The organism is Streptomyces sp. NPDC058459 (assembly GCF_042721685.1).
Lineage (GTDB): Bacteria > Actinomycetota > Actinomycetes > Streptomycetales > Streptomycetaceae > Streptomyces.
The window spans coordinates 23,559-35,248 of sequence record NZ_JBHXLV010000051.1 but is presented as its reverse complement, the minus strand read 5'-3'; the positions used below and the strand labels follow the sequence as shown (position 1 = coordinate 35,248).

The following is an 11,690-nucleotide window of genomic DNA, read 5'->3' as shown; positions in this document are numbered from 1 at the left end:
GGCCCGCGTCCCCGTGACGCGGGCCTCTCGTCTTGGGCGAGGAGTCGGCGAGGAGTCCGAGAACACCACGTCCCGCGACCGGAGCCGACTACCACGTACTCGGCGGTAGGTGCGACGATCGGACGGCACTACACGCGTCACGGTGAAAGCAGAGGAAGTCGGCCATGGCAACGGCGCCCAGCGTCTCCTACTCGATGACCATCCGGTTGGAGGTGCCCGCGAGCGGAACGGCCGTATCGCAGCTCACCACCGCCGTGGAGTCCTCCGGAGGCTCGGTCACCGGCCTCGACGTCACGGCGTCCGGGCACGAGAAGCTCCGGATCGACGTCACCATCGCCGCCAGCTCCACCGCGCACGCCGACGAGATCGTCGAGGAGCTGCGCGGCATCGACGGCGTCCTGCTCGGCAAGGTCTCCGACCGTACGTTCCTGATGCACCTCGGCGGCAAGATCGAGATGCAGTCCAAGCACCCCATCCGCAACCGTGACGACCTCTCCATGGTCTACACGCCCGGCGTGGCCCGGGTCTGCATGGCGATCGCGGAGAACCCCGAGGACGCCCGGCGGCTCACCATCAAGCGCAACTCGGTTGCGGTCGTGACGGACGGCTCCGCCGTGCTGGGCCTCGGCAACATCGGCCCCAAGGCCGCGCTGCCGGTCATGGAGGGCAAGGCGGCCCTGTTCAAGCGGTTCGCCGGGATCGACGCCTGGCCGCTGTGCCTGGACACCCAGGACACCGACGCCATCGTGGAGATCGTCAAGGCCATCGCCCCCGGCTTCGCGGGCATCAACCTGGAGGACATCTCCGCGCCCCGCTGCTTCGAGATCGAGGCCCGGCTGCGCGAGGCCCTCGACATCCCCGTCTTCCACGACGACCAGCACGGCACCGCCATCGTCGTGCTGGCCGCGCTGACCAACGCGCTGCGCGTCACCGACCGCTCGATGGAGTCCATCCGGGTGGTCATGTCCGGCGCCGGAGCGGCCGGTACGGCCATCCTGAAGCTGCTGCTGGCCGCCGGCGTCAAGAACGCCGTGGTCGCCGACATCCACGGCGTGGTGCACGCGGGCCGCGGTGACCTGGTCGACGCCCCGGCGGACTCCGCGCTGCGCTGGATCGCGGACAACACCAACCCCGAGGGCCTCACCGGCACCCTCAAGGAGGCCGTGCGCGGCGCCGACGTCTTCATCGGCGTCTCCGCCCCGAACGTCCTGGACGGCACCGACGTGGCCGCCATGGCGGACGGCGCGATCGTCTTCGCACTGGCGAACCCGGACCCCGAGGTCGACCCCGCCGTGGCCCGGCAGACGGCCGCCGTGGTCGCCACCGGCCGCTCGGACTTCCCCAACCAGATCAACAACGTGCTGGTCTTCCCCGGTGTCTTCCGGGGCCTGCTGGACGCCCAGTCCCGCACCGTCAACACCGAGATGATGCTCGCCGCCGCGCAGGCCCTCGCCAACGTGGTGACCGAGGACGAGCTGAACGCCAACTACATCGTCCCCAGCGTCTTCAACGACAAGGTCGCGGGCGCGGTGGCCGGGGCGGTCCGGGAGGCCGCGAAGGCGGCCGGAGCAGCCGTAGCGGCGTCCTAGCGGCACGTGCCGTAGGGTCGGGGAGGTTGTGTGGACCGGTGCTGCCTCCCCTACGGCGAGTCGCCGGTTCCGTGGTCGTGACGCCCTCTAGGGTGTCGGCGGGGCAGGCGCTTTTTCGTGTGACTCCCTAGGGTGTTCTCATGACTCCTACGGGTGCCGGATTGGCTTTCCCGCCGCAGGTAGGGGCAGGATGCGTCTCTGGGCGCGAGCGCATCGGCATCGATCTCACCTCACGCCTCATCGGCAAGAAGAACACGGGAGTAAGAACATGAACCGCAGTGAGCTGGTGGCCGCGCTGGCCGACCGCGCCGAGGTGACCCGCAAGGACGCCGACGCCGTGCTGGCCGCGTTCGCCGAGGTCGTCGGCGACATCGTCTCCAAGGGCGACGAGAAGGTCACCATCCCCGGCTTCCTGACCTTCGAGCGCACCCACCGTGCCGCTCGTACCGCGCGCAACCCGCAGACCGGTGAGCCCATCAACATCCCGGCCGGCTTCAGCGTGAAGGTCTCCGCGGGCTCGAAGCTCAAGGAAGCCGCCAAGGGCAAGTAAGCGCTCCGCTCGGGGCACCGGGCAACTGGGCGCCGTCGTGATCTGCGGGCCGCCCGCGGCTTGTCGCGCAGTCCCCGCGCCCCTACGGGGCACGCCCCGGTGGGCGAAGTCAAAATGGGCGGCCCCCCTGTCATCAGGGGGGCCGCCCATTCGCGTGCGCGGGACCCGTCAGCCGAGCGCCTTGCCCGGCAGTTCGACCTTCGCGCCCAGCTCCACGAGCTTCTCCATGAAGTTCTCGTAGCCGCGGTTGATCAGGTCGATGCCGTGGACGCGCGAGGTGCCCTCGGCGGCCAGGGCCGCGATCAGGTACGAGAAGCCGCCGCGCAGGTCGGGGATGACCAGGTCGGCGCCCTGCAGCTTGGTCGGTCCCGAGACGACCGCCGAGTGCAGGAAGTTCCGCGCGCCGAAGCGGCAGTCCGAGCCGCCCAGGCACTCCCGGTACAGCTGGATGTGCGCGCCCATCTGGTTCAGCGCCGAGGTGAAGCCGAGGCGGGACTCGTACACCGTCTCGTGGACGATGGACAGGCCCGTGGCCTGGGTGAGCGCCACCACCAGCGGCTGCTGCCAGTCGGTCTGGAAGCCGGGGTGCACGTCCGTCTCCAGCGCGATGGACTTGAGCTGGCCGCCGGGGTGCCAGAAGCGGATGCCCTCGTCGTCGATCTCGAAGGCGCCGCCGACCTTGCGGTAGGTGTTCAGGAACGTCATCATCGAGCGCTGCTGGGCGCCCCGGACGTAGATGTCGCCGCCGGTCGCGAGCGCCGCGGACGCCCAGGAGGCGGCCTCCAGGCGGTCCGGGAGGGCGCGGTGGTTGTAGCCGCCGAGCGAGTCCACACCGGTGATGCGGATCGTCCGGTCGGTGTCCATGGCGATGATCGCGCCCATTTTCTGCAGTACGCAGATGAGGTCCTCGATCTCGGGCTCCACGGCCGCGTTGGACAGCTCGGTGACGCCCTCGGCCAGCACGGCCGTCAGCAGCACCTGCTCGGTGGCGCCCACCGACGGGTACGGCAGGTCGATCTTCGTGCCGCGCAGCCGCTGCGGGGCCTCCAGGTACTGCCCGTCGGCCCGCTTCTCGATGGTCGCGCCGAACTGGCGCAGCACGTCGAAGTGGAAGTCGATCGGCCGGCCGCCGATGTCGCAGCCGCCGAGGCCGGGGATGAAGGCGTGGCCGAGGCGGTGCAGCAGCGGGCCGCAGAACAGGATCGGAATGCGGCTGGAACCCGCGTGGGCGTCGATGTCGGCGACGTTCGCGCTCTCGACGTACGTCGGGTCCAGGATCAGCTCGCCCGGCTCCTCACCCGGACGCACCGTCACGCCGTGCAGCTGGAGCAGACCGCGCACGACCCGCACGTCACGGATGTCCGGGACGTTGCGCAGGCGGCTGGGCGCGCTGCCCAGGAGGGCGGCGACCATGGCCTTCGGCACGAGGTTCTTCGCGCCGCGGACACGGATCTCGCCCTCCAGCGGGGTTCCGCCGTGGACAAGCAGGACATCGTCGTTGACGGTCATGAATCTCGCGTTCCGATGAGTCGGGCAGGGGTCGGCCGATCACTTTGCGCAGGGGCCGGAGAGACAGCGTAATGGCGGATCACCCTTCGCCCATAAGCCCGAGGGCCCGCCAGCCGTGTCACAACACGAACGGTTCCCCCGCGGGTACGCCGGGTCACCGCGCCGTACGGCCTCTCCCTTTCCCGCCCCGGAGGGCGTGCCCGCTGCTCATGTGCCGTTCGGCTCCCCACGCGGGCCCGGGATGCGGGATCATGTCTGGCATGACCGAGGTGTCCTCGCTCACAGGGCGGCTGCTCGTGGCGACCCCCGCCCTGGCGGACCCGAACTTCGACCGCGCGGTGGTGCTCCTCCTCGACCACGACGAGGAGGGCTCGCTGGGGGTTGTCCTCAACCGCCCCACCCCGGTGGACGTGCGCGACGTGCTGGCCGGCTGGGCGGCCCTCGCGGGTGAGCCCGGAGTGGTCTTCCAGGGCGGCCCCGTCTCGCTGGACTCCGCGCTCGGCATCGCCGTGGTCCCCGGCGGCGGCCAGGGGGAGAGCGCCGCCCCGCTCGGCTGGCGCCGGGTGCACGGCGCGATCGGCCTGGTCGATCTGGAGACCCCGCCCGAGCTGGTCGCCTCCGCCCTCGGCGCGCTGCGCATCTTCGCCGGTTACGCGGGCTGGGGACCGGGCCAGCTCCAGGACGAGCTGGACCAGGGCGCCTGGTACGTGGTCGAGTCCGAGCCCGGTGACATCTCCTCCCCGGCCCCCGAACGGCTGTGGCGCGAGGTGCTGCGCCGGCAGCGCGGGGACCTGGCGATGGTGGCCACGTATCCGGACGACCCGTCGCTCAACTGATGCCTGCGAGCTTCAGTACCCTTGGCTCCATGAGCACTCTTGAGCCCGAGCGCGGGACTGGTACGGGGACCCTCGTCGAGCCGACGCCGCAGGTGTCCCACGGTGACGGCGACCATGAGCGCTTCGCCCACTACGTCCAGAAGGACAAGATCATGGCGAGCGCCCTGGACGGCACCCCCGTCGTGGCGCTGTGCGGCAAGGTCTGGGTGCCGGGCCGCGACCCGAAGAAGTACCCCGTCTGCCCCATGTGCAAAGAGATCTACGAGTCCATGAGCAGCGGTGGCGACAAGGGCGGGGACAAGGACAAGAAGTGACCCCGCCGCCCCTCCGGGTGTTTTTCGCGCGTGTTTCGCCGGGCGGCTGGGCAGCGTTCCCGTAATCCAAGGATTCCGGGCCGTTACGGGGGCTGAAGTGACCGGTGAGTTCGCTGATGTGATTCCGGCGCCGGCCGAGGCGCACGGCGGGCCGGGCGAGGGGTTCACCCTGGGGCCCGGCACCGCTCTGGCGGCCTCGGGGGAAGGCGCCGGGAGCACCGCGCGCTGGCTGCGCGGCACCCTGGGCGCGGCCACCGGCTTCGCCCTGGCCCCGGCCGACGGCGCCGCCGAGGACGCCGTACGGCTCACCGTCGACCCGCGTGTCACCGGGGAACTCGGCGCCGAGGGCTACCGCCTCGACATCACCCCCACCGGCGCCGACCTGCGCGGGGGCGGTCCGGCCGGGCTGTTCTGGGGCGCCCAGACGCTACGGCAGCTGCTCGGCCCCGACGCCTTCCGGCGCGCCCCGCTGCCCGGCCGTACCTGGCACCTGCCGCCGGTGCGGATCAGCGACGCGCCCCGGTTCGGCTGGCGCGGCATGCTGCTCGACGTGGCGCGGCACTTCATGCCCAAGGAAGGCGTGCTGCGCTATCTCGACCTGCTGGCCGCGCACAAACTCAACGTCCTCCACCTGCATCTCACGGACGATCAGGGCTGGCGCCTCCAGATCGGGCGATACCCGAGGCTCACCGAGGTCGGCTCCTGGCGCGCGCGGACCAAATTCGGCCACCGCTCGTCCTCTCTCTGGGAGGCGAAACCGCACGGCGGCCACTACACCCAGGACGACATCCGGGAGATCGTCTCCTACGCCGCCGAACGCCATATCACCGTCGTCCCGGAAATCGATCTCCCCGGCCACTCCCAGGCCGCCGTCGCCGCCCACCCGGAACTCGGCAACACCGACGCCGTCGACACCTCCGCCCTCACCGTCCGGGACGACTGGGGGATCTCCCCGTACGTGCTCGCCCCCACCGAGAGCGTCCTGCGGTTCTACGAGGGCGTGCTCGAAGAGGTGCTGGAGCTGTTCCCGTCGCCCTTCGTGCACCTCGGCGGCGACGAGTGCCCGCCGGACCAGTGGCGCGAGTCGGCCACTGCGCGGGCCCGCGCCGCCGAACTCGGACTCGCCGACGTGGACGGCCTGCGCTCCTGGTTCGCCGGGCACTTCGGCGCCTGGCTCGCCGCGCGCGGGCGCCGGCTCGTCGGCTGGGACGAGATCCTCGACGGCCCGCTGCCGCCCGGCGCCGTGGTGTCCTCCTGGCGCGGGCACCAGGGCGGCCGGATCGCCGCGCGGGCCGGGCACGACGTGGTCATGTGCCCCGAGCAGCACGTCTACCTCGACCACCGGCAGGCGCCCGGCCCGGACGAACCGGTGCCCATCGGCTACGTCCGCACGCTGGCCGACGTCTACCGGTTCGAGCCCGTACCGGACGGCCTCAGCGCCGCCGAGGCCCGTCATGTGCTGGGCGCCCAGGCCAATATGTGGACCGAGGTGACCGAGGACGCCGGACGCGTCGACTACCAGGTCTTCCCCCGGCTCGCCGCGTTCGCCGAGGTGGCCTGGAGCCCGCTGCCCCCGCCGGAGCGCCGGGACCTCGCGGACTTCGAACGCCGGATGGGCGCCCACTACCGGCGACTTGACGCCCTCGGTGTCGCCTACCGGCCACCCGGCGGCCCCCACCCCTGGCAGCGGCGCCCCGGAGTGCCGGGACGGCCGTTCACTGGGCCGCCCGTGGAGCCCGCGCCCTCGGACGCCGGCCCGGTCGCGTAACGGAAGAACCGTCCGGGAGCACGCCGAAGAGGGTCAATCGGACCCACCCGGAGATGGGGGTGCAAACGGGACCATCCGCCCGACGGGGTGGGCCAACACCCCTTGGCCGACCCGCGCGTCCGAGCCTTGCGAAGATGTGCCAGAGTTGCCACGTCCGCCCTGTCAGCACGTACCGTACGGCAGCACAGGCGCGACCAGGTGGGACAGCGGGAAGGGGCAGCCGGTTTGACCACGCACGCACCACAGGCGGCACAGACCGTCACGCTGCCCACGACGCTGGACGAGGCGGTGGCAGCACTGACCGCCATGCCCGCAGCGGTCCCCGTCGCCGGCGGCACCGACCTCATGGCCGCCGTCAACTCCGGGCAGCTCAGGCCCGCCGCGCTGGTCGGCCTCGGCCGGATCAGCGAGATCCGCGGCTGGCAGTACCAGGACGGCCACGCCCTGCTCGGCGCCGGCCTCACCCACGCCCGTATGGGCCGCCCCGACTTCGCCGCGCTGATCCCGGCGCTCGCCGCCGCCGCGCGCGCCGCCGGGCCGCCGCACATCCGCAACGCGGGCACCCTCGGCGGCAACATCGCCTCCGCCGCGCCCACCGGCGACGCGCTGCCGGTGCTGGCCGCGCTGGAGGCGACGCTGATCGTCGCCGGCCCGGACGGCGCCCGCCGCGAGGTCCCCGTCTCGCACCTGCTGGCCGGCGTCGAGATGCTGCGCGGCGGTGAACTCATCGGCTACGTCCGGGTTCCGCTGCTGCACGCCCCCCAGGTCTTCCTCAAGGCCACCGGGCGCACCGGGCCCGGCCGCTCGGCCGCCTCCGTCGCCCTCGTCCTCGACCCCGCCCGGCGCGGAGTGCGGTGCGCGGTGGGCGCCATAGCGCCGATGCCGCTGCGCCCGCTGGACGCCGAGCAGTGGGTGGCGCAGCTCATCGACTGGGACAACGACCGCTCCCTGGTCCCCGAGGCCCTCCAGGCGTTCGGCGAGTACGTCGCCGCTGCCTGCATCCCCGACCCGGTGCCGGAGCCGGACGGCACGGTCGTCCCGCTGCCGCCCGCCGTACTGCACCTGCGGCGCACCGTCGCCGCGCTGGCCCGACGAGCACTGGGGAGGGCGCTGTCGTGACCGACGACCAGCGCGGACACGAGGACGACACGTCCCAGGGCGGCGGCCGCTGGAACCCGCTGCCCCAGGGCGAGTACGACGACGGCGCCACCGCCTTCGTCCAGCTGCCCGAGGGCGGCATCGACGCCCTGCTGGCCGGCGACAGCCCGCTGGCCGCGCCGGGCCACAGCTATGTGCCGCCCCGGATCACGACCCCGCCGGAGGGTGACGGCCACAACGGCTGGGAGGTGCCTGACGACCAGTGGGCCGCCCACGACGCCGCCCCGCACCGGCAGCCGCACGCCGACGACCGGTTCACCTACCAGCCCGAGGCGCAGGGGCACTGGACCACCGGGGAGTCCGCCGCCCCGCCCGGCCACGACGTCACCGGACAGTGGTCCGTGCCGGTCGCCGGGGGCGACCTGCCCGACGAGTCCGGGGAGTTCACCACCTCCGCGCTGGCCGAGCAGTGGGGCGCCCCCCCGCCGGTCCTCCCCGGCGGCGCCGCCGCGCCCTGGGTGACGGACACCATCGGCGGGGCGTGGGGGCCGCAGGAGCCCTCGGTTCCCGAGCCGGAGGAAGTGCACCCCGGTCACGGGAACCAGCCCGCCGGGCCTGCCCGGCCCGCCGAGGCCGACGAGAGCCCCGTGGAGGCCCCTGAGGGCGCCTTTGACGGCCAGTCGGACGACGATGCGGCCGGGGAGCCGGAGACGGCCCCGGAGGCCGTGGAGGAGCCCCTCCCGGCCGACGAGGCGGACGCCGATGCCTCAGGTGCCGCAGGCGCGGTGCCGGGGGAGGCGGAGGGCACAGCGGACACAGCGGACACAGCGGGCCCGGCGGGCACGGAAGGCGGGACCGAGGACGAGCCCCCGCCGCCGCCCCAGGACGAACACCCCCTCGCCTCCTACGTGCTGCGCGTCAACGGCGCCGACCGGCCCGTGACCGACGCCTGGATCGGCGAGTCCCTGCTCTACGTGCTGCGCGAGCGGCTCGGCCTCGCGGGCGCCAAGGACGGCTGCTCGCAGGGCGAGTGCGGGGCGTGCAACGTCCAGGTCGACGGACGGCTCGTGGCCTCCTGCCTGGTCCCCGCGGTCACCGCGGCGGGCAGCGAGGTCCGTACCGTCGAGGGCCTGGCGAGCGGCGGCCGGCCCTCCGACGTGCAGCGGGCGCTCGCCCGGTGCGGCGCCGTGCAGTGCGGCTTCTGCGTACCCGGCATCGCCATGACCCTGCACGACCTGCTGGAGGGCAACCCCGCCCCCACCGAACTGGAGACCCGCCAGGCGCTCTGCGGCAACCTGTGCCGCTGCTCCGGCTACCGGGGTGTCCTGGACGCCGTCCGCGAGGTCGTGAACGAGCGCGAGGCCGGCCTCGGCGCCGCCCCCGAGCCGGACGACGGCACCGCGCGCATCCCGCACCAGGCGGGCCCCGGCTCCGGCGGCGTCAACCCCTCGGCGTTCGAAGCACCGGGCGCCTTCGGCGCGTTCGGCGCCCCGCGCGACCCCCAGCACGATCTCCGGCACGATCCGCACCACGGCCAGGACGGAGGCCAGGCGTGAGCGACGAAGCCGCCACCGCGACCACGGCGGCGGAAGCCCCCCCGGCCGACCCGCTGCCGCACGGCCTGGGCGCCTCCCTGCCCCATGCCGACGCCCGCGCCAAGACCGAGGGCACCTTCCCTTACGCGGCCGACCTGTGGGCCGAGGGCCTGCTGTGGGCCGCCGTGCTGCGCTCCCCGCACGCGCACGCGCGCATCGTCTCGATCGACACCACGCACGCGCGTGCCATGCCCGGCGTCCGTGCCGTCGTCACCCACGAGGACGTGCCCGGCACCTCCCGGCACGGCCGGGGCACCCCCGACCGCCCGGTGTTCGCCTCCGAGGTCGTGCGCCACCACGGCGAACCCATCGCCGCCGTCGCCGCCGACCACCCCGACACCGCGCGGATGGCCGCCGCCGCCGTCATCGTCGAGTACGAGACCCTCGACCCGGTCACCGATCCCGAGAGCGCCTTCGAGGCCGAACCGCTGCACCCGGACGGCAACCTGATCCGGCACATCCCGCTGCGGCACGGCGACCCCGACGCCGCCGGTGAGATCGTCGTCGAGGGCCTGTACCGCATCGGCCGCCAGGACCCCGCGCCGATCGGCGCCGAGGCCGGGCTCGCCGTACCGCGCCCGGACGGCGGGGTGGAGCTGTACCTCGCCTCCACCGACCCGCACAGCGACCGCAACACCGCCGCCGCCTGCTTCGGGCTGTCCGCCGACCGGGTGAAGATCGTCGTCACCGGGGTGCCCGGCGCCACCGCCGACCGCGAGGACCAGGGCTTCCAGCTGCCGCTCGGCCTGCTCGCGCTGAAGACCGGCTGCCCGGTGAAGCTCACCGCGAGCCGCGAGGAGTCCTTCCTCGGGCACGCCCACCGCCACCCCACCCTGCTGCGCTACCGCCACCACGCCGACGCCGAGGGCAGACTCGTCAAGGTCGAGGCGCAGATCCTGCTCGACGCGGGCGCCTACGCCGACACCTCCGCCGACGCCCTGGCCGCCGCGGTCTCCTTCGCGTGCGGCCCCTATGTCGTCCCGAACGCCTTCATCGAGGGCTGGGCGGTACGCACCAACAACCCGCCGTCGGGCCACGTGCGCGGCGAGGGCGCCATGCAGGTGTGCGCGGCCTACGAGGCGCAGATGGACAAGCTGGCCAGGAAGCTGGGCCTCGACCCGGCCGAGGTGCGCCTGCGCAACGCCCTGGCCACCGGCGACGTGCTCCCCATCGGCCAGACCGTGACCTGCCCGGCCCCGGTGGCCGAACTCCTCACAGCGGTACGGGACTTCCCGCTGCCGACGCTGCCCAAGGACGGCCCGGAGGAGGACTGGCTGCTGCCCGGCGGCCCCGAGGGCGCGGGCGAGCCCGGCGCGGTGCGCCGGGGCGTCGGCTACGGCCTCGGCATGGTGCACATGCTCGGCGCCGAGGGTGCCGACGAGGTGTCCACGGCGACCGTACGCGTCCACGACGGCGTCGCCACCGTGCTCTGCGCGGCCGTGGAGTCCGGGCAGGGCTTCACCACGCTGGCCCGGCAGATCGTGCAGGAGACCCTCGGCATTGACGAGGTCCATGTGGCCCCGGTCGACACCGATCAGCCCCCGGCCGGCCCCGGCTGTCGCGGCCGGCACACCTGGGTGTCCGGCGGGGCGGTGGAACGGGCGGCCAAGATGGTCCGCACCCAGCTCCTCCAGCCGCTGGCGCACAAGTTCGGCATGTCCACCGAGCTGCTCCAGATCACCGACGGCAAGATCACCTCGTACGACGGGGTGCTCTCCACCACCGTCACCGAGGCGCTGGAGGGCAAGGAACTGTGGGCCACCGCCCAGTGCCGCCCCCACCCGACGGAGCCGCTGGACGGCGCAGGCCAGGGTGACGCCTTCGTCGGCCTCGCCTTCTGCGCGATCCGCGCGGTGGTCGACGTCGACGTGGAGCTGGGCTCGGTACGGGTGGTGGAGCTGGCGGTCGCGCAGGACGTGGGCCGGGTGCTCAACCCCGCGCAGCTGGTGGCGCGGATCGAGGGCGGGGTCACGCAGGGCGTGGGCATCGCGCTCACCGAGAACCTCCGTACGCCGCGCGGCCTGATCCGCCATCCGGACCTCACCGGGTACGCGCTGCCGACCGCGCTGGACGCGCCGGACATCCGGATCGTCAAGCTGGTCGAGGAGCGGGACGTGGTGGCGCCGTTCGGCGCGAAGCCGGTCAGCGCGGTGCCGGTGGTGACCTCGCCGGCGGCCATCGCGTCGGCGGTGCGGGCGGCGACGGGGCGTCCGGTGAACCGGCTGCCGATCCGGCCGCAGGCCGCGGTGGTCAACGCGCGGTGAGTCGGGGTCTGTCCGGCCGAGGTCGCCTGTCCGGCTGAACTCGCTCCTGTCGGGCAACGTGCACGCGCCCTCTCGCGTCTTCCGGCCCGGGGCGTTGTCAGTGGTGCGGTCTAGGGTTCTTGGAGTCGGAGGGCGGCCGCCGCGCGCGGTGCCCCCCGTACCGAGTC

9 protein-coding genes are annotated in these 11,690 nt (G+C 73.4%); 8 read left to right on the top strand and 1 reads right to left on the bottom strand.

What is annotated here, in order from left to right:
- The first annotated feature begins 164 nt into the window (after positions 1-164).
- Together ACFWN1_RS12890 and ACFWN1_RS12885 are read left to right on the top strand one after the other, a co-directional pair.
- The gene (locus tag ACFWN1_RS12890; protein WP_384360543.1) at positions 165-1,589 is read left to right on the top strand and encodes an NAD-dependent malic enzyme; all 1,425 of its coding nucleotides are present in this window, start codon (positions 165-167) and stop codon (positions 1,587-1,589) included.
- 268 nt (positions 1,590-1,857) lie between these two features.
- Positions 1,858-2,139, top strand: a complete 282-nt coding sequence (locus ACFWN1_RS12885; RefSeq protein ID WP_018549700.1) for an HU family DNA-binding protein — start codon at positions 1,858-1,860, stop codon at positions 2,137-2,139.
- Between the two features lie 168 nt (positions 2,140-2,307).
- Here the strand turns inward: ACFWN1_RS12885 and murA are convergent, their stop codons facing one another.
- Positions 2,308-3,648, bottom strand: coding sequence for a UDP-N-acetylglucosamine 1-carboxyvinyltransferase (murA, locus tag ACFWN1_RS12880; RefSeq protein WP_384360541.1), 1,341 nt, complete (start codon positions 3,646-3,648; stop codon positions 2,308-2,310).
- 260 nt (positions 3,649-3,908) lie between these two features.
- Between murA and ACFWN1_RS12875 the strand changes: the two genes are divergently transcribed.
- From ACFWN1_RS12875 to ACFWN1_RS12850, 6 genes are all read left to right on the top strand, one after another.
- Positions 3,909-4,484: a YqgE/AlgH family protein gene (locus ACFWN1_RS12875; protein ID WP_384360539.1), complete on the top strand. Its 576-nt coding sequence runs from the start codon at positions 3,909-3,911 to the stop codon at positions 4,482-4,484.
- 29 nt (positions 4,485-4,513) lie between these two features.
- On the top strand, positions 4,514-4,798 hold the full coding sequence (locus ACFWN1_RS12870; protein ID WP_030810948.1) for a DUF3039 domain-containing protein: 285 nt from the start codon (positions 4,514-4,516) through the stop codon (positions 4,796-4,798).
- A 97-nt stretch (positions 4,799-4,895) separates the two neighbouring features.
- The gene (locus ACFWN1_RS12865; protein ID WP_384360537.1) at positions 4,896-6,566 is read left to right on the top strand and encodes a beta-N-acetylhexosaminidase; all 1,671 of its coding nucleotides are present in this window, start codon (positions 4,896-4,898) and stop codon (positions 6,564-6,566) included.
- A gap of 225 nt (positions 6,567-6,791) precedes the next feature.
- A complete protein-coding gene (locus ACFWN1_RS12860) occupies positions 6,792-7,685 on the top strand; it encodes an FAD binding domain-containing protein (RefSeq protein ID WP_384360535.1) in 894 nt (297 codons plus the stop codon).
- Positions 7,682-9,220: a 2Fe-2S iron-sulfur cluster-binding protein gene (locus tag ACFWN1_RS12855; RefSeq protein ID WP_384360533.1), complete on the top strand. Its 1,539-nt coding sequence runs from the start codon at positions 7,682-7,684 to the stop codon at positions 9,218-9,220. Before ACFWN1_RS12860 ends, ACFWN1_RS12855 begins: the two co-directional genes overlap by 4 nt.
- Positions 9,217-11,523: a xanthine dehydrogenase family protein molybdopterin-binding subunit gene (locus tag ACFWN1_RS12850; protein WP_384360531.1), complete on the top strand. Its 2,307-nt coding sequence runs from the start codon at positions 9,217-9,219 to the stop codon at positions 11,521-11,523. Before ACFWN1_RS12855 ends, ACFWN1_RS12850 begins: the two co-directional genes overlap by 4 nt.
- Positions 11,524-11,690 lie beyond the last annotated feature (167 nt).